Here is a 20,091-nt window from a genome sequence, read left to right as displayed (position 1 = left end):
TTATATCCCTTGTGTTTCTTGATTTTAATCGAGTTAGAAACCTCCCCGGTCGAGTGAATTCGCGCCGGCGCACGCGATGATATCATCTCGGCGGAAGGGCCGTAGACAACAACGTGCATGTCGTGGACCGGTTCTTGAGCTTTGCCGTCGGGTGTAACGCGGAGTGATTGCCGGACTGGTGCATGCCGTCATTCCCGCACCTCGAGGTCAGGTGAATCCCATAAACACAATCCACGCAACCGTCTCCTTCCTATTTCGCCGATCAGGACGCTGCCGCAATGCCATAAGAGGAGCGGGACGTCCGAGCTCGGTGTGCGATCCGAAGCAGCACGAAGGCGCTTGCCGCCATCGCGCAACCGAAATCGGTCGCGGGTTTAGAGGGAGCCCTCTGCCCTTGGAAGGAAAGCTGCGAGAGGCCGCCGGAGAGGATAGAACGCCCGAGAGATTGACCCGCAGCACGATCAGCGGTGCCACCAGTGCAAAGCCGACTGTGATTGCGGGCAGACGACGCAACCGCACGGCGTCGAATACTCAGCGGAAAACCGTCGAGGACGGGTCTCAATCGCTAGCCCCCGCAAGGCCGGATACTCCGCGATCAAGACGTGAAAGTCCTCTCCACGGAGTATTTCCCCGGGATGTTCCGTCACGTCGCATCAACGGGAACCTTAATCGTCGAACCATGTTTGGGTAGAGGATCAATGATGGAGATTGTCATGCAGCATCTAGAGACGACGGTCGCCCGGGAGGCAGGAACGGCCACGGTCACATTTATCGGCGAAGGTGGCGAATGCGTGGAGGTCACATTGCAAGATACGGATCAGGAATCCGATGAAAGGCAATTAATCGCGCGCGCTAAGGCCACGATGATCCACTTGACCGCATTCGGAACCCGCGACGGCGGCGGTAGCGTTAACGCATACGATGCCCTCAGCAACGGCAATCTCGATCTCGGCGCCCCCTTAATGGAAGAGCCTAGCCCACCGCCCGCCAATGAGAAACCCGTCAATGAATGATCGGCTCCAAAGCTGCTGCGTCGAAGATTTAGACGCGCTCGCGTTACAGTCTCTAATGCTAACCACCGTCACTCGCACGGAGCCGCAGGGGTCTCGCCATGCCACTCTTTTACTTTAGGACGACCGATCAGGAAGGTTTCAGCGCGGAGGACCGTGGCTTCGAGTTCGAGGATGAGCATGCCGCGCTTCTAGAGGCTAAAGTTGCTCTTGCTGAGATGGCCGCCGATGGCCTTCCACAAGAGCCCGTTTCAATGATCGGCGTTCAGGTCCTCAACGAAGACCGTGTCCTATTGGTCGAAATGAGGCTTGTATTTGAGACAATACCCCACTCTGCCGGTCCGTCGCTTTCGTGAGTCGTCCGTTCAGGCCCGACCGGACGCACGTAAAGCACCGGTCACGGCGCTGGCAGGTTTCAATTGTTCCGAACGGCACTGGGTCCGGCTTCTCCTGAAAGGGTTGTGCGAATGGAACCAAACGTCTTGCAACAGGTTGGGTCATGACGTTCAAAAAGGAGATAACCCATGCGCCTCTTGTCAGCCGCCCTCTTCGCGCTTTCGCTGCCGATAGCCCTTCCGGCTTTTGCTCAATCGACCACGACTGTTGTCCTGCCAGGGGAAGTTCGTACCTACGTTCTTCAACAACAGACACCGTCCGTCGTCTACGACGGGGAGGTCGTGGTAGGCCAGCCGTTGCCAGGCTCCGTTAAACTCTATCGTGTCCCGGACCAGGATTATAGCTACACGATACTGAACGACCGCAGGGTCATCATAGACCCCCGCACGCATGCGGTTATCGAGGTGTTGGAATAGCGCCCGCTTTCGCAAGGCATAGCGAGGTGGCAATGCTGGATTTGGGGGTTGGTTCGCCGATCCTCATTCCTACCGATGGCGGGGGTCCGGTGAGCGGCGATAGTGGCGGCAGTCGTGTCCACTAAGGGAAGAGTGAATTTCACTAGAGGAACACCACCCTCCTAATGAAGTGACGCTGATGAAAGCCCTGAGAGACAACGGCCTAACTATTGTGCTGATTATCGCCACACTCGCGACTTTGCTCGGAATGGTATTTACAGGCCAATCGACCTATAACGATGAATTGGTAGGCCAAGGAAAAGTCGCCGTATCGCTCTTCGAATATCTGGGGACTGGCCATTTCCTCTCAGCCTTGTTCGAAAACTGGGAGAGCGAGTTTCTGCAAATGTCAGCCTATGTGGTCCTGACGGCCTTCCTGTTCCAACGAGGATCAGCCGAGTCCAAAGATCCCGACCAGCCCGAGAAAGACGACACACTACCGCGTAACGTCGACGCCCCCCTTCCTGTAAGGATCGGCGGCCTAACGAAACAGGTTTACTCCTACTCTCTGGGTCTGACGCTTTTTGCGCTGTTCGTCCTTAGTTTTATCATGCATTTACGAGGTAGCGCCGCAGCACGAGCTCACGAAGCTCTTATCCATGGCCAGCACGTGCCCGATCTATTCGAGCATTTAGGAAGCGCGGACTTCTGGTTCGAGTCTTTTCAGAACTGGCAATCCGAGTTTTTGTCGACAGCCGTCATCATCGTTCTTTCAATCTTCCTCCGCTTTCGCGGGTCTCCTGAGTCGAAACGGGTTGGCGCGCCTCACTCACAGACCGGGACGGAAGGGTAACGCTTGGCTTCGCAGGCTGTTGCGGCGCAAAAACACGCCCTACCAATAGGTGGCAAAGGAACCGTATCTGGCCCAGATTCTACTTCCGAATTCAAAATCGAAGCGGAGCTGACTTGGACCTGAGATGCTCGACGCGGTCCAGCGCCGGCGACTTGACGGTGGTGGCGGAGTGACGTCTATACGCCCCGACTGAGGGCATCTGGAAAAGTAAGACCAGGACCTCGGACCACTCTGGCGGCGAGCACATCGCGAGAAGCTGGAACGGGGTTTTTGTCCAAGGTGAGATTGTCATTCGCTCGTTGACGGGTCGTCAAAACCCTGGACGCTGAAGTAGCGCGAGGTCGCTTCTGTACGGTTGCGTACTTTGAGCTTCCTGAAGATGTTACGCGTGTGAACTTTGACAGTGTTTTCAGACAAGGTGAGCGTCCAAGCTATGACCTTGTTTGGCGTGCCGGTGCAGATCAGATCAAAGATTTGCACTTCCCGCGTTGTCAGCCCAACCATCTTAAGTGCCGCTAACCTCGGCTCCCCGATTGCGATGGCTCTCGCGGGGCGGCTTGAGAGTTGGTCCGTGGCTACGTCCGGTGCTAAACGCCCCAGCAGCGAGGATGGGAAATGCTCTCCCCCCTTTATTAGGAGTTGCACGGCTGAGAGCCATACATCGAGTCGCAGGCTTAATGGAAGGACGCCACGAATTAATTGCTCAGCGACGATCGCCTTGATCGACGCTCCGAATTCGTCTGCATGCTTCGCCACCAAGCCAATGGCGGCCCCTGGATATGCACTGTGGAGCCCACGGAGTATGGTCCGGAGATCGTCTTGGACGATCCGGAATATCAATATCAGATCAACGCGGACGTGTTCGCTAATCACAAGCACGGCAGGTTTATCGTGTACGACAATATTATATTCGATGAATTTACTTCGTATTGCGTGGATCAGGCTCTCCGAGAGCAAATCGACGTTGGCAAGCACCACGATTGTTTTTCTCGATATCTCGAGTGGCAACTCTTCGCGCTGATCCATTTCAAACTTTCGTCAAGACGGCCCCTGCGACGACCGTGCTCTTACGGTCGCTCCATCAGAAAATGCGATCCCGATTTCGCCAAACCCGCGACTGCGCAGACGGTTCCGTCCAGACCGGTATTTGCCGATCACGTACAAAGAGCTTGCCTTCGGGCGGTTCGACGCGAGCAAGACAGCCGCGATGGCTTTCCCGCTGAGCCACTCCCGGAGACTACCGCCGATCGGGCCAAGATCGAACGTAGTTTGCGGAACCTTTTTTATTTTTGCGGATTTGGCCGCCAAACTGGGATCGCGGCGATTGCCTAGCTGCCACCGAGACGTAAGGGGGTGAAGATGGACTACGAGAAGATAGGTCGAGCTCGGATGATGGTTCGGCTTCCAAGCCACCGAATACCGTTTGCCGAGCAAAAAACGACGGCATTGCGCGACTTGTTCGAGAACTATGGACGCGCGCTGGTCAAACGCGACGAGCTGCGCGCCCAAAGTGGCCCGCTTGGATTAATAGCTCACTACGAAGAGTTGTGCCAATTGCTGGAGGACAAAGCTGTGAAACTGATCTCCCGCCCGCGTCTTATTCGATGAAAGGTCGAGGTGTCGCAGATGAGATATGACTGGAGTGGAAGACGTTGGTCCCGGGTGAAGCATATGGCGAGGTACGGGACCGCCGTGGCCCTGGCAGTCCTTTTGGTCGTAGTCGCGAGCCAGGTTGTGACGAATGAAGGTTAAGGAAGGTGGTCCGTCCGCTCGCGCGTCCCGGGCAGTATGACAACATGGCTTCGGCCATTGCGCGTGGGCTGCCGAGGTAGTGATAGGAGAGCTGCCAGGGTGTACGGCGAGGATCGGGAAAGGGCCATCACTACCGAAAACCGATGACCTGCTGTCGAATACCGAGGAACATTTCCCCTGTCTTGTAGTTTGATCGGCAGTGCAACTAGGGAGACCTGGTGCCGATATAACGTCATTAGCGAGGCAGATTATGACATATGTTTCATCCCCTAAGACTCGGGAAGGGACAGCGGAGCGCGTTGCCGATTGCTACCAATGCGTTTCATCCACTCTCTCAACTCACGAACCGTTTAACGCTCGGCCAGAGACGGTGAACGACTTGGTTGCTGCCGCGGTGGAGGCCGGCTGGAATGAGGATGAGATACGCGCGGCTTTAGCTGATATTCGATCTGACAATTCCGTCACCAGCGAGAGCTCAGGGAGTCGCGAAAGTAGCTTAGAGCCTGACCAACCCTCGTCACCCGATGTTCTTCTGCAAGCGCGACCGCTGGGGTCCCCGTCCCCTGGCGAAGAGTCGGCAAAGGGATTGCGAGAAAGCGCCGAAACAGAAGAGCGCCGGATCGAACGCCAGAAAGGGAGCCCCCTTGCCAAGGGAGAAGAACGGTTCGAGGAGCGATCGAGGAGCTCTGACGGCAGAAGCGCAGGAGAGAAACAAAATCCTGCAGGCTGAAGACCCTGCTTTCAGCCCTCGTTCTTCAATGAGTTGGACAGAGCATCAGCGGCTTGCCGACTGAGCTCAAGGCCGCCGCTGCCGACAATGCGGCATACGCATGGAGGCATTGACGTTTATCATGACGTCGCCACGTCGGTGTCGGGAAATGAAAATGGGATTGGGCCCTCGCAGAACGTCTGCCGAGGGCACCGAAATCTTTCCGCACTAGAGAGGTAAAGAACGAAACCCACACCAGGTGGGTGTCGTTCACATTCTCAATCCCAGTCCCTTTGTCAACGCGCGCGTGAGCTCGTAGTTGCGCTTCAACTCGGCCCGATGCGCCCGGTCGACGAGACGTGCAACCTCCGTGATGCGATCTAGTCGAGTAGAGAGCTCCGGCCCTAATCGCGTGTTTTCCATCTTGAGATCGCGCGCATCGGCGCTGCCAAAGCGTTGCTCAAGCGCTTGGGCTATTTTCTTGGCCTCTTCCAGCACCTGCTTGCCTTCCACCGTCGCGGAGAGTTGTTCGAGGAATTTTGGCTTTTCCAACTGTGGTAGCAGATCGAGCTGCTTCAGAATGGCCTCACTGCGCTGCGTCAGCCCCGGCACCTCAACCACATCCCGCTTCTCGCGGTTCCAGGTCTCCGACTGGCACTCGGCGACAAGCCGGCGCTCCCAAGTTTGAGCAGCCGATGCGACGTGATTGCTGAGCGCCTTGGCATAGTGGCGTGCGGCCTTGCGCTCCGTGTTGTCGCCCAGAAAGCCGGTCTTGCCGCGCAGTTCTCCAAATTGCTCCGGTCGCTCGGCAACGAAAGCTCCTAGCGCTTGGGCCGCAATGGCGTTGTCGACGATTTCGATGTCGAGCTTGCCGGCAACGTCATCCGGATCGGCATAGACCTTCCAGCCAATAGATCGCACCGCTTCCATCGCTCGCTCGAAGACAGGCCTTGCCTTCTCCCGCGCCACCTCCTCGACGCTGCGGGAATAGTGCATAATCGCCGGCACAAGCAGCTCGACTTTCTCAGCATGCGTCTCAACAGTCCACCCGCTCTGATGCGCGTTGATCAACGGCTCATGACTGTCCGCAGTGCGACCAAGAGCATTGCTGTCGGCAGCAATGGTCCGGTCTGGAGCCTGTGCCGGCGAGCGATTGACGGCAATCTCGCTGTGAACACCAAGCTCCTCTGCGAGCCCCCGCCGGGCGGCAAATATGCCGGTGTAGTCGAGCGTCGTTTCCTTCGTGCCCGATCGGCTCATGCTGGCACTGAGCACGTTCACATCCTTGAGTTCATCGCGACCAGCATAAAGCTGCACATGATCGCGATGGCGCGTCATCGCCACATAGGTGAGATGTCGATCCATGGTGGTGGACGCCATGACAAAGGCCCGATCGACTGTCGCGCCTTGAGACTTATGGATGGTGGTCGCATAGCCATGATCAAAGCTTTGGTAACTGGTAACGGGTATGGAGACCGCACGAGTCTTGTCCGGCCCACCGCCGTCGAGACGAATCTGTAGCGCGTCGGGCTCGACGGCCTCAACCGTCCCCAGCATGCCGTTTTTCACACCAAGATCCCGGTCGTTTTGGAGAAGCACGATCCGGTCGCCGGTTGCAAAGGACCGCTTGCCGTCATTTGTCTGATAGACAATTTCGCGACCCAGCGTGCCCTGCTCGCCCTCACTACGCGCCAGCCAACCTCGCTCCTGAAGCGATGCTCGAATATCGGCATTGATCGCCCGAACGTCGACGCGCCGATGCGCCAACGCGAGCCGCGAGCCGGACGAGTGTTCTTCCAGATCGGCGACGTAATCGCGAACCAAAGCGGTCCGAGCCTCATCCCTGTTGCCGCAGAATTCTACCGCGCCGCGCTCGGCGTAGATTGCCAACGCCTCCCCAGTCCGATGGGTCGCAAACGCGATCGACGCCTCTCGCTGCCAGACTTCATTTTGTCTGCGGATTTCTGAAAGCTCGACAGCGCCGACAAGCTCGGCAATCGCGCGGAACGGCGAGCCCGCCCCAATTGCCTGCAACTGCTCGTGATCACCAACCAGCACGAGCTTCGCGCCACGTACTTCCACCTCGTTGACGAACTTCGCAAGCTGCCGGCTTCCGACCATGCCAGCCTCGTCCATGACCAGAATATCGCCCTTGCCAAGCGCGCCCCTACCCGCCTGCCAACCGTATTCCCACGACGCCAACGTGCGCGCAGCGATGCCGGAGGATTCCTCCAGGCCTTCCGCCGCCTTGCCGGCAAGCGCTGCGCCATGAACCCTATACCCCTGCCGCTCCCAGGCATCGCGCGCAGCCGCAAGCATGGTGGACTTGCCGGCGCCGGCAAAACCAATCACCGCCGCGATCTGCGCCGGCCCGGTGATGTAATCGACCGCTACACGCTGCTCCTCGCTCAACCCCGACCGCTCGATCGCCTCCTCTCGATCGGTGAGCAACATCTCGCCGCGTTCAAACCTTCCAGAGATTGATGCCGCGGCTCTTGCCCTGATCGCATCGTCCTGGACATGCAGTGCCTGATCGACGTGCTGGCGATCAACGCTGTGACGGAATGATTGGCCCATGCGCTCAGCGCTCGCGGCCATGGCGCCCTCGACCTCCACCATTTCGCGCGTCGAATACCGCGCTAACTCTGTCGCATTTTCCGGCTTCAGTTCGACCAATGCCGCCGAAGCCATGACCGCAGCAAAGGCATTGCGAAATCCGTCGACATCATCGATGTAGCGATGCAAAGCGCGTGCGATATCATGGCGATCAAACACACTCTTTTCGCCGGTGATGATCGAAAGAACCTGCTCGGGTTTTTTGCGGACCAGCTCGGCATTCGATCGCGCCGCCTTCTCATCGATCCGCGCCCGCGACACGGCCAGGCCACGCCGGTCCATCTGCGAGGCATGCACACCCATATGCTCCGTCGGCTCGATCTCGAGCCCACGTTCCAGATGCGAGCGGTGGTCTACCCGAACATCCAGACCGAGTCGCGCCAGGTGCCTATTTGTTTGGTGTTCCCAGAGTTGCCGGATATCGCGAAGCTGCATATGCGAAGTCGGCTGATCGTTGTTCAACAGCCATTTGTTTTCGCGCTCGATCAGCGTCTTTTCACCGAGCCCCTGCGCCGTCACCACCCGCGTCGTCATCACCACATGCGCGTGGAAATTTCGGATGTCCGTTTCGCCTTGCGGCTGGTGAATGGAGAAGTCCACCGCAGCGCCGTAGCGGTTTGCCAGATCCCGCGCGAAGTCCCGGGTGAGTGCCAATCGATCGGCCGCACTCATTTCATGCGGAAGGGCAATCTCAAACTCCCGCGCAACGCGAGCATCGTTGCGAACTTCGACGCGCTCAACCGCATTCCACAGCGTCGATCGATCCAACGCCCACGGCGCATTCACTCCTTCGGGAAGAACAATCTCGGAATGCTCAACGCCTTGCTTACGGGTGAAGTCGTGCACAATGCCGTCGCGTTCGTTGACGATCTTCGTCGCGGTGCGATAGGCGATGGCCGCCACCGCGCTTCGGCCACTACTTCTTGCGATCGGCTTCATGCTGCAATGGTAGATGGCCAAGCGACACCCTCCAAAGTCGCACAACCATACCAAGCATTGAGTTGCACAGCAACTCGTAAGTGCGCCCTTCAAAACTTCGTTCGCTGTGCTCCCTGCGTTCGGGATCAACCAAGACTCACGCTCCCCATGCATATTTATGGTTGCGATGAACGGGAACACTGCTACCTTCGCGGAAGGTAATCATTGCGTGAATCTTCAACGGACCGCGAGAATGACGCGCATCCAGATTGCAGGCTGCTCTATCGCAAAGCCATCCGCAACGATGAAAGGATCGACATGGCTCGCAAGTCAATCGAACAACGCATCGCTGAACTGGAAGAACGCAAGAAGACACTGAAAGCGCGGCTCGGAAGAAAGGAGCGCGCCGAAGACACGAGACGCAAGGTCTTGCTCGGCGCCCTCGTCCTCCACCGGCTGGAGCATTCGCGCGATGCTGATTTCACCAGACGTTTACAGGAGTGGCTTCGCCGGGAGCTCCCAGGCTTCCTCATCCGAGACGGAGACAAAGCGTTGTTCGATGATATTCTCCGCCCCTCGCAGTCGCTTGACGGGATGGGTATCGGAAATTCGGAATGACCTTTTCCCGATCCCTCAAATCGATTGCCCGAGCCCCCTTCATCGCGATCGCATGCGCGATCTTCGGCGTCCTGATTTCGGTCCTGCTCGTGCTGGCCAACTTTGTCATTCATCTGATTGGCGGCTTTGAGCCTGGGCCGGTCAGCCAAGTCGTCGATGCCGTCGCCGAGCACCTGCCGCTGGTCTTCGGCGGGCTCGGTTTCCTTGCGGCATTCATGACCGATACGCCCCTTGCCTCTGTATTTGGCTCCGCCCGCTGGGCAAATAAAACGGAGCTGCGAAAGCTCTCATCAGCAGATGACGGGTTGCTGATTGGTCGCGATCCGAGAACAGAAAAGCTGCTGCGTTATGAGGGCCCAGCCCATTTGTTGACCATGGCGCCGACGAGAACCGGCAAGGGTGTTTGCACGCTCATTCCCAATCTGCTGACCGCCGAGCGCTCGGTGATCTGCATCGACCCGAAAGGAGAGAATGTTGGGATCACCGCACGTGCACGCGAGCAGTTCGGCCCCGTCCATAACCTCGATCCCTTCGGTGTGACCGGCAAACGATCCGCGGCCTTCAATCCACTCGACATGCTCGACGCCAACGGCCCCGATGTCGCGGAAGATGCCAACACACTTGCCGATGCTCTCGTGTTCGATGAGCCGGGCATGAGTGGCGATGCGCATTGGAATGAAGAGGCGAAAGCGCTTGTCGCAGGTCTCATCCTCAAGATCGTCGTCGCGGAATCTCCAGGGCGGCGAACGCTCGCAACGCTGCGCGAATATCTCACGCTCGCTCCCGAACGCTTTCTCGGGTTGCTGGCGCGAATGCAGGATATGGATGATGCCGGCGGGCTGATCGCCCGTGCCGCCAATCGTCACCTCGGCAAGTCCGATCGGGAAGCAGCCGGTGTTCTCTCGGCCGCGCAGCGCCACACCCATTTCCTCGACAGCCCGCGCATGACGGCCGTGCTCGGCCGATCGGATTTTCGCTTCTCCGATCTCAGGCGCGACAACGTGACCGTGTTCCTGGTTCTGCCGCCCGATCGGCTCTCGAGCTATTCCAGGTGGCTGCGCTTGCTGATCACCCAAAGCCTCACCGACATGGCGCGCGATAGCACCATTCCCGCCAGGCCTGTGCTCTATCTGCTTGACGAGTTCGCGGCCCTCGGCCACCTCGCACCGATCGAGCGCGCCATGGGACTGATGGCCGGTTATGGTGTCCAACTCTGGCCTATCCTGCAGGATATCCACCAGCTGCGCGCGACCTATGGACGGCGCGCCAGCACGTTCCTGTCGAATGCCGCCGTACTTCAGGTCTTTGGCGTCAACGATATCGAGACCGCCGAGCTTATCGCGCGCACGGTGGGCAAAACGGATGTCAACTACGTCACCAGGTCGTGGTCCGAGGGCAAGAACTCCTCATCCGAACACATCTCGGCTCGAGACCTCATCAATGCCGATGAGATCATGCGACTACCGGAAGGCAGGATGATTTTATTGAGGCAAGGGCAGCGGCCGGCCTGGGTCAAGAAGCTTCGATACTACGACGATCCGGAGTTCAAAGGCGCCTACGATCGGACGTGACTGCCCTCTCCCAACGCGTTGGCTGTCTCTAGGACCGATGTCCTCAACCGTGACATCGCCAGGATCCATTGTTACAGGCTAAAGTCTCAAAGAAGTGATCCGTGGGACAGTTGCATGAGCAAATCGTCGAAACAGAAATTCGGCCCGGTTCCGGCGCGCGAGATCGACCTACTGAAAGCGCAAGCCATTAACGCGCTGCTCACCCGGCCGATTGCAATTCTCCCCTTTCAGCCGGGCGACCCCATCCTGCCATTCGCTCTCGGTCTTTGGATAGAAATCAGGCCACTTCTAAGAGCCGACCTCAGCGTCTCGGCCTTGCGCGGGGCGACCGGAGCCTATCTCCATTCAAAGCGGTATCTGCTGGCAGTCGCACAGCCGGGCTCCGCCCGCCACGACATCAATGGGCTAGCTGTCGATTCTGTATCGGAGAGCGACAGGTTGGCGGCGCAGCAGAAAATTGAAAGCTTCAGAACGCGTGATGAAGCCCGAAACGTACCTGCGCCTGCGGTTTCGAAGGCCGATGCGATCCGGGCGTCGCTGCTCAACCGCAATGGTCCACTCCGCTAAAATTACTGCGATAGCGGCTTTCCGGTCATCCGTGGAGCGCTGTTGGCCAAGGACAAAAATTGGCCGGTGGACCGTTCATCCGACTAAGCCGCCGGGCTTGAGCCGCCAGCAAAAATGAGCGTACCAGGTGCCGGCAGTGTCGCTGCCAAAGCCAATTCGCGCGTGGTTTCGCGGGTTAAAAGCCTCGTCGCGGAGGATCAGCATCGCGACTGCCACCGGCCGGAACCGGGAAGCCGCTCCGCTTGACCGTTACAGAGTGCCCCAATTTAAACAAGGGCTGTTCGGCCCTCGTTCCAATTGAGCGCGCGGTAATATTCGCACGCGCTGAGGACTTGTCCGAAGATCGGCCCGCAGCCCGGCTGCGGGCCGCTTTTTTCCGGCACCTGAATTCGATCCTCATGCCTCGTTCGGGGGATGGCGCGAGTGGCAATGGAAGCGTAGAGACTGGCGGACGGTGGCAGCCGTGGGGATATTCGGTGCAACGATACGAGGCGGCGCACTCGAATATCCCTCGCCCACCTTGCCACTCAGACAGCCGCGGACTCACTTACCTCTTCATCTGAACGTTTGCCGTCCTCTGGCTGCAGACCGTGCAGAAACGTAACGGCCCGTTCGGCGTGGGCCGCCATCTGGAACACAAGTCGCTTGTCGTTTTTCAGAACCTTCAGCCAAGAGGCTATGTAGGCGGCATGATCGTCGCGCGGTTCGATCGCAAGACCGAGATCGGCGGCGAGAAACACACTTCCAAGCTCTGCCACCAGCTCTTCCTTCGCATAGCCCTCGTCACCCCACTTCTCACGGCCGAGATGGCGATCGAGCCGGGTGGGGCTCATGGTCCAATGGATTGCCTCGTGCCCGAGGGTTGTCGCGTGTGCTTCAGCCGAGACAAAAGCTTCGAAGCGCGGCATCTGGATGAAATCACCAACGGGGTGATAGTACGCCTTACTGCCCCCTTGGCGGATGTCGGCGCCAAGGTGGGCGAAGAACCGATCTGCGGTTTCAATGCGCTGATTGCCGGTCTCCGGCAACGCTGACGGCTTGACATAAAAGCGTTCGGGCAAGCCGTCGATCTGATCGGCATTGAAAACACTGTATCCCTTCATGAATGGGATGCGGCGCTCAACCTCCTCGCCCGCATCGTCGGTTTCCTTGCGCTCTATAGTATTGGCGTAGACAACAAGGGTCGACGTCTCGCCCTTGCGCACCTGCGCGCCGAGTTCCGAAGCCTGCTTATAAGTCATCCAATAGGGCGACGAGTAGCCCTGCTCCGTCGCCGTCATCCACAGAAGCACGGTATTGATGCCGCGATAGGCAGCGCCATTGTGCCGAAGCGGGCGAACCGGCATCCCGCCCCCGCCCCAAGGCTGCATCCATGGCCGGGTTCCGGCCACCAGTTGCTCAACGATGCGGTTGGTGATGCGCTCGTAAACGTCACTGGCCGCAATCTTGGTTTCTGCCTTTGCTTTCCTTGTCATTGCCTTGCCCCTTCCCTGATCTCGCGAAGCGGGAGCCGTTCGCTCCTGCTTTCGAGTTCGCGCGGAGCAGCGGGGGATTGGGGTGCAAGCGATCCGCGCGGGGAACCGGCTGCACGAAGCGCAACGTCAGTAAAGCGAAGGAAGCTGGGCGGCGGGCGCTTGCAGGGGCGAAGGGGGCAGCGCCCCCCGCCCATCTCTTCTATGAAAATTCGCATGGCCGTCCAAAGGACTAGTCGGGAACAGGCGGCCCGTTGGGCGATTGACACCAAGCGGCCGGCACCTCCAAAGCCGCCCGCCTCGAACCAACCGTTGCTACGCCGTAACTGAGGTATAGAGTAATTGGTATCGTCGGACTGTTTTTCGGCTCCGGCGACTGGGAGATCATCGCGCTTTCGCCTTTAAGGAGGCCGAGATGACCCTTCACCGCACCGACGCCATCCTGCTGGATCAACTAACAGTTCTGGACACCGTCTTTTGCGAATTACTTCGCTCACGTCGTCTCGGCCGCTCAAGCGACTAGGCGGAGCATCTGGCAGCTCGACTGCTAGCCTTTACCAAGACGTTATCTGAGAAAAAGATGATCTTCGGCAGATGGCCTGAGACCTTTAGTGAACCAGGGAAAAACAACGTCTCCCCCACTAGCCCGCCCGAACCAGCGACCGCCTTATGTAGATGATGTCGTGGCGGGCGGCCATCGGATCTTCGTTGGACCATGCCACACCGAGCCCCATCGGGTGGCGCCTTCGCCGGCATGGCCGATAGTTGCTTTCGAAGATCTCGGGCAATCGTATCCGTGAACCCAGTTCCCACTTCACCAACATAGGCCAACGCGCCGCGAGCAGCAGCCGCGAAATCGCGCCCGGCACAGTTGAAGGCTCAACACCGACGACAACGAAGCTCTCCACTCACTTTGAATGCATTTTAGCTTTAACCAGTCGCCCGTCCGCCCTGAGTGGTAAGGCGCCTTGCGACAATTCCCTCCAGGCCGAACTTACCGGCCTGCTCCAGAATGGCGTTTGCCTCCTCGACCGCCGAGAGCCGCCTGCAACATTTCGAAATCCGTACGCCCGGCTTCGTCGAGCACGACCCCGTCGCCGTCGAGTATCATCGTCGATCAACCGGGCGCGTTCGCAGCCGGCGGAAGGTCGCACTAACTGTCTTCTTCCCTTAAGCGCAGCGTCCATCAGCACGACAGCGGAGCGCCGATACTCTTGAGCCCGTTCCTCGAAACCCACGGCAGCGGCAGTTCTGCCCGCCTCAAGCGCGTCGGCCGTCATCTTCTCCATTAGAACGGCCCGCTCGCCCATTACGCGCAGCGCCATGCGCACTGCCTCATCGACAGAACCCTCCTGCTCGTGAGCCAAGACTTGCGCCGTATAACTGTGCCCTACCTGACAGCGAAATCGAAGGGGCGAGCGCCTGATCTGCGACAGTGTCCGCATCCCGGACAATTCAATGGCGCCGGATCTGCGATCTCGGCAATGAAAGGCGTGTCGGTTGGTCGGCCGAGCGCGATCTTCACTTCCATCGCGACACTGGGCGGCGGCGTCCGGGTCGGCCCTGGTACTTCTTGAGAGAGCCGGATGATGAGAGGTGCCAGCACGATAGTCGATATCACTTGCACGGAGTGCGGTTCGGGGCATCTCGCTTTCGACAGCATCGAGTGGGCTTTGAACGATGGTCACTCCACCGCAGCGTTTGAGGTCCGCTAGCCCCGACGCTCCGTCATTCAGCATGCCTGAAAGGAGGACGCCAATCGCTCCTGGCCCGGCGCTGACACCTGCTGATCGAAACAAAGGGTCGATTGCGGGTCTCGCCATATTCTCGCGAGGCCCGCGACCCAATCGGACTAATCACCCATCCACTATCAGGTGATGGTCGGCAGGAGCCACGTAGATACACCCGTGCTCTAATGGCTCGCTATCGATCGCGGTCCTTGCCGGCAGCGGCCCTCCGCCCTCCAAGATGCCGGCGAGAAGATCTCGATCTCCCGCTCCCACGTGAACCGTGATGAGGACGCAGGCTTTGAGATCTACTGGCAGCGCTCGACAAATTTCCCGGATCACCTGGACAGAGCCCGCAGAGCCACCGATTGCGATAATCTCACGCATAGCGGATTCATCACCTCCATATATGGAGCGCCACGGACGGGCGCAGGCATTATCACCTATTCGCCGGGTGGCGGTGCTTCCAAAAGTTGCAGCACTCGTTCCCTAAGCTCTTCTGGGCTGAAGGGTTTGCTCAAGCGAGGGCGATCACGATGACGTTCTTCCAGCGCCCAGCCACTATAGCCGCTGCAGAAGACGAAAGGGATCTCCCTAGTCGCAAGGATATCTGCGACGGGATATGAGTTACCTCCACGGATGTTGATGTCGAGGATCGCGGCATCGATAGAGCTCTCGGCTGCTAGGCGCATGGCCATATCGAGCCGTGACGCCGGTCCGATAATCTGGGCCCCAAGGTCAAGCAGCGTCTCTTCGATGAGCAACACGATGGTCATCTCGTCTTCGACAATGAGCACCCGAGGGCCTTCGGTGTGGGGATGTGGGGAGGCGTCATTCAATCCACTTTCCGATCTAGTAAGCGAACCCCAACCTCCGGAGTGAAGGGAAGGTTTATGACGCAGACCATACCGAGTGTTTCGAAGCTGCGTTCAACCACCCCGTCAAATTCGTAGGCGAGAGACCGATCGATAACGGTCGTACCGAAGCCGCTTCTCGATGGCGGACCGGGTTATTTCTCGATAAATCAAAAAGTGGGCGGCGGCTTTGGTGTTCGGACGCAAGCTGCGGCACACACACCCGCGTCAAACGCTTCCGAGCCAGAAACATGTGATTGCGGTCGGGGAGGGAGCAACAATTTTCACACTCGCGCGCCGAAGACGAACGCAGAAAGCGGGATTGACGCCTCGCTGGAACGCCGGTTGCCCAACGCCCCCGCTTTGATGGCAGAACTCTGAGCCTCTGCCAGAAGCTGGAGAGCGATATTCTCAGAAGGTTGGCAAGTCAGAGCCCGCGAATAATACTCTAAACTCTCGGGCAAAGACCCTGGAGGAGCGCGTCGAGGGCACTAATAAAGGCTTCGATCGCTTTTTCCGGGGCATGACTGTTGGCACACACGAATGCCGCTTCGGTGACGGCTCCCAGCAAAAGAGCGGATAGCGGTTCAATCGGTTGGCTATCAACAAGGCCCGTCTTCATTGCCGCCGCCAAAGCTGCCGGCACCATGGCACCGAAATGCTGTCTGTCGATATCCCGCCATACCCGCCATCCCAGGACGGCAGGACCGTCAGTCAGGATGATCCGCCCAATTGGACCACCGTCGGTACAAATTTCGAAATAGGTCCTTGTGCCCTCGCTGATGCCTTTGAGCGGATCAACCGCTAAGCGACCTGCAGCAGCTACTCTCGCAGCCACTTCTCTCGACGTTACCTCAAACACTGCGGCGAATATCGCCTCTTTGTTCGCGAAGTGGTGATATACAGCTCCCTTTGCTACCCTGGCCTCCCCGGCGATCTGGTCAACGGTCGTAGCAGCAAATCCAACCGTCCCAAAAAGGGTCGTAGCCGCCCTGATGACCGCGCTTCGCGTAGCTTCCCGTCGTTCTGCCTGAGTAACCATATCGACTTTCTACCATCCCCATTTCAAAAGTCGATTGACTTTTCGACTCTCAGTCGGTTATTTACCGACTCACAGTCGATAAATTATACATTCTCACTTCTGACCATTAGACACTGAGTATCAACGACGCTCCAACGCCGTATCGGCGCAGTGAGCGGCTGTTTCTGACTGTATTGCATCCAAGCTGCTTGCTTGAATTCAGAGGAAGGCAATGCCGATGATGTGGTCAAGCTGGACCCCCGGACCAGAGTATGAACAATGCCTGGCGAACCCGCGGAGACTGTTTGTAAGCGGGACGCATTTTCACGCCGAACGGATGGCAGACATGCCCGCGATCGTTTTCGAGGGATGGCGGCTCAAGCGGTGTTGGCATGATCTTCCCGGCGCAGTTGGGACATGGCTCTGGACGGACGCCTTGCGACTTCGGTCCGGCTCCCTTTCGGTGTGGCTGACCGAGGAGGACATGCAATGTTTCGTGCGGGGGCAACTTCACCGCAGAACAGCAAGCCGCCACCGAAGGACAGGCACGATGACGTCCACCAGTTGGACTGTCTATCGGCTCGATCAGAGGGCAATCCGCGCGCAAGCCACGGATTGGCTTGCCCGTGAGGCCGGCGAAATGGCCGAGGTCCACCCTTGAGACGCTCCGCCAGCGACGCCGACATCCACAGGAGGTCCGAAGTGAAACATATTGGAATTCTGGCGCACAGTGCCGAGGGGTCGGCTCTTTGCTACCTCACGATGTGCCATGAGGGCGCTAACCGGCTCGGCGCGCATCACCATCCCGATATCACGATGAGCGTCATCGCCATGGGGGCAAGCATGCCGGCCTGGGAAGACGGCCTTCTATCGGACATTGAAGGCACGCTCGCTACAAGCGTTGAAAGGCTGGCCGCCAGCGGTTGCAATTTTTTCGTCTGCCCGGACAACACGGCCCATCTGGCCCTGGAGGTGGGCTCGGGTCGCTTAACGCTGCCCGGGTTGCACATTGCTGACGTGGTCATGGCCGAGGCAAAAAGGCTCGGTTTTCACAAGATCGGCATCCTGGGCACCAAATGGACCACTGGGGAGCCGATGTATTTTAAGGCCGCAGAGCGCCATGGTGTCGAGGCAGTTGCACCCTCGACGCATGATCGAAATTCCATAAATGAGGTAATCTTTGAGGAGCTTTGTCGCGGCATTTTCACCTCCGAGGCAAGAGAAATGCACGTCCGGATCATCGCCAATTTCCGCGACCGGGGCTGTGACGCAGTTGTTCTCGGCTGCACAGAGATCCCCCTTCTTGTTTCGCAGGCAGACTCTCCCCTTCCCACCCTGGACTCGACACGATTGCTCGCGCGCCACGCCGTGGAGACCGCTCTTGGTGAGCATCCGATGCCGACTTGGAGAGGAGGACCCATATGTCATGTTGAATGCCCCGGCCGCAAGCGTTGAAACGATTGCCGGGCGGAGGGTGGCGACCCGATATGTTCAATAAATCGCTCGTACGAGAAATCATGCAATGGAAAAACCGAGTGTCGAAATGCCCGCTGTAGCGGCCTTTCTCATTAAGGAATTTGGCGAGTGCGCAGCACTGGGCCAACTTGCGGAAGGCGAAGAGTCACGAGCATTTGCGTTCCAAGCGAATGACAACCCGTATGTACTGCGCATTAGCAGGAGTGCAGATGGTTTTCACAAGGATGCCTTTGCGTATTGCGCCTTCAGTGGGCCGGCGCTGCCGATCCCCGAGATAGTGCGTATCGGCAATTTTGATGAAGATCTCAGCTATTGCGTATCGCGAAAGGCGGCTGGCATTACCCTTCAGGATCTGCCCGAGGATGACTTGCCGACCATCGTCGAACCTGTCGCCCACGTCCTGGACGCCATCGCTTCTACCGACGTTCGATCTTTGGGTGGATTTGGCCGGTTCGGACCCGATGGCGTCGGCCATTTTCCCACTTGGCATGCATACTTGATGGCCATCGCCGATGCGCGGCAATACGACTGGCTTGCGCTCCAGTCGCACGAGTTGCGAGCCGCAGCTCCGCCACTCCTTGAGAAATTCGTCCAATGGGCAGACCACTGCCCGGAGATTTGTGGCCTGGTCCACGGTGATTTTGGGTCAAACAACGTGCTTGCGCAGGTCGGGCGGGTGACGGGCGTAATCGATTGGAGTGAGGCCCTCATCGGCGATCCGCTTTATGACAGCGCCAACATTTTTTTCTGGCGCCCATGGCTCCGATGCATGGAACATCAGGCGCGCTTCCTCGAGCAGCGAGCCCCGGTGCTGGAGAGGTCGCTTCAACTGCGCGCTTACCAGCTTCGCATCGGTCTCGAGCAGCTTTTCCAAAGCGCGATGAACGGAGCTCAAGAAGATGCATTGTGGGCTCTTGCCCGTTGCAAGGCGATTGCCGGGCGCGCAGTTAGCGATGGGTAGTCGCCGACGCGCCTGTCCGGGATACCCAAATGTTTCGAAACGCCTGCTCATCCGAGTGGCACGTGGAGAACGGCATGATTGAACCAGTACGAAACCTCAACGAGATCAGCGCATTGGAAACTGAAAGCCTCATTTCCAAGCTTCCGCATACACTGCGCGAAAAGACCGTGGGCTACAGTTGGGATCTGCAGACCGTCGGGTGTTCGGAGGCCAGTGTATTCCGGCTCACGGCGCCCGGCAAAACGCCTCTCTTTGTCAAAACGGGTCTTGCAGGCCCCTTCGGCGAAATTCGGGACGAGGCGCTGCGGCTTCGGTGGCTCTCGACGGCAGGTATTCCTGGGGCGCAAGTGATCGCCGAGGTTTACGACAGCGCGCGCGACTGGTTGTTGCTGAGTGCCGTCCCAGGTAGCGATTTGTTATCAGCCACCCTCGAACCCGCAAAAAAGATAGAGATCATGGCCGACGCGCTGCGGCTTTTACACCAACTCGATCCCGCTACGTGCCCCTTTGATCACGGTGCGAGACATCGCGTCCAACGAGCCCGCGCTCGTATGGAAGCGGGCCTCGCGGAACGAGAAGATTTCGACGAAGAGCATAAAGGGCTCGAGCCTCTGGAATTGTATGAGCGATTAAAGGCGTTCCTTCCCATTCAGCAGGATCTCGTGGTGACACATGGCGATGCCTGCCTGCCCAATCTTATGGTCGCCTCCGGTCGCTTCACTGGGTTCATCGATTGCGGTCGGTTGGGTGTGGCAGACCGATATCAAGATCTGGCGTTGACCGCTCGCGATATCGCGGAGGAATTGGGAACAGATTCCGTCAAGCCCTTTCTCGATCGATATGGAGTCGAGAAATTGAATCCTGGGCGGGTTCAGTTTTACCGTCTTCTCGATGAGTTCTTTTAGAGCCTTGCCAGCTGCTACCTCAGATGTATTTGACCCCGAAGCAAGCCGTTGATAATGGCTTCGAGCGGTGCGGAAGCCGGCCCGACGACCGAAGTCGCCACTCTGCCGGAATGGTATGAGCTCTTCTGCCAATGCAAACACTGCGGCCGAGAACGTCATCTTGATCGGCAGCTCCGATCAGCAGCGCATTCATCCACCGAACATTGAACGATCGAATGTTTCGGCTTTGCCACCATGTCCCTACCACCAGGCGGTCGCTCCCCATTCGGC

The 20,091-nt window shown here is 58.3% G+C and carries 18 protein-coding genes and 2 pseudogenes; 13 read left to right on the top strand and 7 right to left on the bottom strand.

Annotated elements, in window-relative coordinates; genetic code table 11:
- Window positions 1-713 precede the first annotated feature (713 nt).
- The 4 genes from RTP54_RS27500 to RTP54_RS27485 all read left to right on the top strand — a co-directional run bounded on the left by RTP54_RS27500 (window position 714) and on the right by RTP54_RS27485 (window position 2,654).
- A complete protein-coding gene (locus RTP54_RS27500; protein ID WP_312366959.1) occupies window positions 714-1,013 on the top strand; it encodes a hypothetical protein in 300 nt (99 codons plus the stop codon).
- A gap of 98 nt (window positions 1,014-1,111) precedes the next feature.
- Window positions 1,112-1,366 carry a DUF6894 family protein gene (locus RTP54_RS27495; RefSeq protein ID WP_312366957.1) on the top strand — a complete coding sequence of 85 codons (255 nt, stop codon included), beginning with the start codon at window positions 1,112-1,114 and terminating at the stop codon, window positions 1,364-1,366.
- A 168-nt stretch (window positions 1,367-1,534) separates the two neighbouring features.
- Window positions 1,535-1,822, top strand: coding sequence for a DUF1236 domain-containing protein (locus tag RTP54_RS27490; protein ID WP_312366955.1), 288 nt, complete (start codon window positions 1,535-1,537; stop codon window positions 1,820-1,822).
- A gap of 178 nt (window positions 1,823-2,000) precedes the next feature.
- A complete protein-coding gene (locus tag RTP54_RS27485; RefSeq protein WP_312366953.1) occupies window positions 2,001-2,654 on the top strand; it encodes a DUF6766 family protein in 654 nt (217 codons plus the stop codon).
- Between the two features lie 288 nt (window positions 2,655-2,942).
- Here RTP54_RS27485 and RTP54_RS27480 read toward each other — a convergent pair whose 3' ends face one another.
- The gene (locus RTP54_RS27480) at window positions 2,943-3,680 is read right to left on the bottom strand and encodes a response regulator transcription factor (RefSeq protein ID WP_312366951.1); all 738 of its coding nucleotides are present in this window, start codon (window positions 3,678-3,680) and stop codon (window positions 2,943-2,945) included.
- Between the two features lie 333 nt (window positions 3,681-4,013).
- Here RTP54_RS27480 and RTP54_RS27475 point away from each other — a divergent pair, with 333 nt between their 5' ends.
- Entirely contained in the window at window positions 4,014-4,262 is a 249-nt protein-coding gene (locus RTP54_RS27475; protein WP_312366950.1) for a hypothetical protein, read from the top strand.
- Window positions 4,263-4,953: 691 nt separating this feature from the next.
- Window positions 4,954-5,136 (top strand): hypothetical protein, encoded by a 183-nt coding sequence (locus tag RTP54_RS27470; RefSeq protein WP_312367151.1) that lies wholly within the window; start codon window positions 4,954-4,956, stop codon window positions 5,134-5,136.
- A gap of 249 nt (window positions 5,137-5,385) precedes the next feature.
- On the opposite strand, the gene traA is transcribed toward RTP54_RS27470, so the two are convergent.
- Window positions 5,386-8,691, bottom strand: coding sequence for a Ti-type conjugative transfer relaxase TraA (gene traA / locus RTP54_RS27465; RefSeq protein ID WP_312366948.1), 3,306 nt, complete (start codon window positions 8,689-8,691; stop codon window positions 5,386-5,388).
- A 276-nt stretch (window positions 8,692-8,967) separates the two neighbouring features.
- Here traA and RTP54_RS27460 point away from each other — a divergent pair, with 276 nt between their 5' ends.
- The 3 genes from RTP54_RS27460 to RTP54_RS27450 all read left to right on the top strand — a co-directional run bounded on the left by RTP54_RS27460 (window position 8,968) and on the right by RTP54_RS27450 (window position 11,405).
- Window positions 8,968-9,267: a mobilization protein gene (locus RTP54_RS27460; protein ID WP_312367150.1), complete on the top strand. Its 300-nt coding sequence runs from the start codon at window positions 8,968-8,970 to the stop codon at window positions 9,265-9,267.
- Complete coding sequence (locus RTP54_RS27455) at window positions 9,264-10,838, top strand: type IV secretory system conjugative DNA transfer family protein (protein WP_312366947.1); 1,575 nt, start codon at window positions 9,264-9,266, stop codon at window positions 10,836-10,838. The genes RTP54_RS27460 and RTP54_RS27455 overlap by 4 nt, the downstream gene beginning before the upstream one ends.
- A 114-nt stretch (window positions 10,839-10,952) precedes the next feature.
- Window positions 10,953-11,405, top strand: a complete 453-nt coding sequence (locus RTP54_RS27450; RefSeq protein ID WP_312366945.1) for a ProQ/FINO family protein — start codon at window positions 10,953-10,955, stop codon at window positions 11,403-11,405.
- A 527-nt stretch (window positions 11,406-11,932) separates the two neighbouring features.
- Here the strand turns inward: RTP54_RS27450 and RTP54_RS27445 are convergent.
- The 4 genes and pseudogenes from RTP54_RS27445 to RTP54_RS27430 form a co-directional block, all read right to left on the bottom strand.
- Complete coding sequence (locus RTP54_RS27445) at window positions 11,933-12,880, bottom strand: zincin-like metallopeptidase domain-containing protein (RefSeq protein WP_312366943.1); 948 nt, start codon at window positions 12,878-12,880, stop codon at window positions 11,933-11,935.
- 765 nt (window positions 12,881-13,645) lie between these two features.
- Window positions 13,646-13,991 (bottom strand): annotated as a pseudogene (locus RTP54_RS27440) (ATP-dependent DNA ligase); the annotation flags it as partial.
- A gap of 559 nt (window positions 13,992-14,550) precedes the next feature.
- Window positions 14,551-14,991 (bottom strand): annotated as a pseudogene (locus tag RTP54_RS27435) (chemotaxis protein CheB); the annotation flags it as partial.
- A gap of 56 nt (window positions 14,992-15,047) precedes the next feature.
- Entirely contained in the window at window positions 15,048-15,443 is a 396-nt protein-coding gene (locus RTP54_RS27430) for a response regulator (protein ID WP_312366941.1), read from the bottom strand.
- Between the two features lie 125 nt (window positions 15,444-15,568).
- On the opposite strand from RTP54_RS27430, the gene RTP54_RS27425 reads away from it, so the two are divergent.
- Window positions 15,569-15,715 (top strand): CGNR zinc finger domain-containing protein, encoded by a 147-nt coding sequence (locus tag RTP54_RS27425; RefSeq protein ID WP_312367149.1) that lies wholly within the window; start codon window positions 15,569-15,571, stop codon window positions 15,713-15,715.
- 191 nt (window positions 15,716-15,906) lie between these two features.
- Here RTP54_RS27425 and RTP54_RS27420 read toward each other — a convergent pair whose 3' ends face one another.
- On the bottom strand, window positions 15,907-16,500 hold the full coding sequence (locus RTP54_RS27420) for a TetR/AcrR family transcriptional regulator (RefSeq protein ID WP_312366940.1): 594 nt from the start codon (window positions 16,498-16,500) through the stop codon (window positions 15,907-15,909).
- A gap of 681 nt (window positions 16,501-17,181) precedes the next feature.
- On the opposite strand from RTP54_RS27420, the gene RTP54_RS27415 reads away from it, so the two are divergent.
- The 3 genes from RTP54_RS27415 (at window position 17,182) to RTP54_RS27405 (ending at window position 19,821) form a co-directional block, all read left to right on the top strand.
- Window positions 17,182-17,934: an amino acid racemase gene (locus RTP54_RS27415; protein ID WP_312366938.1), complete on the top strand. Its 753-nt coding sequence runs from the start codon at window positions 17,182-17,184 to the stop codon at window positions 17,932-17,934.
- A gap of 67 nt (window positions 17,935-18,001) precedes the next feature.
- Complete coding sequence (locus RTP54_RS27410) at window positions 18,002-18,916, top strand: aminoglycoside phosphotransferase family protein (protein ID WP_312366936.1); 915 nt, start codon at window positions 18,002-18,004, stop codon at window positions 18,914-18,916.
- Window positions 18,917-18,990: 74 nt separating this feature from the next.
- Window positions 18,991-19,821 (top strand): APH(3')-II family aminoglycoside O-phosphotransferase, encoded by an 831-nt coding sequence (locus tag RTP54_RS27405; protein WP_312366934.1) that lies wholly within the window; start codon window positions 18,991-18,993, stop codon window positions 19,819-19,821.
- Window positions 19,822-20,091: the final 270 nt, after the last annotated feature.

This window comes from Ensifer sp. (assembly GCF_031989085.1).
Classification (GTDB): domain Bacteria; phylum Pseudomonadota; class Alphaproteobacteria; order Rhizobiales; family Rhizobiaceae; genus Ensifer.
This window is presented reverse-complemented; position numbering and strand designations above follow the sequence as displayed.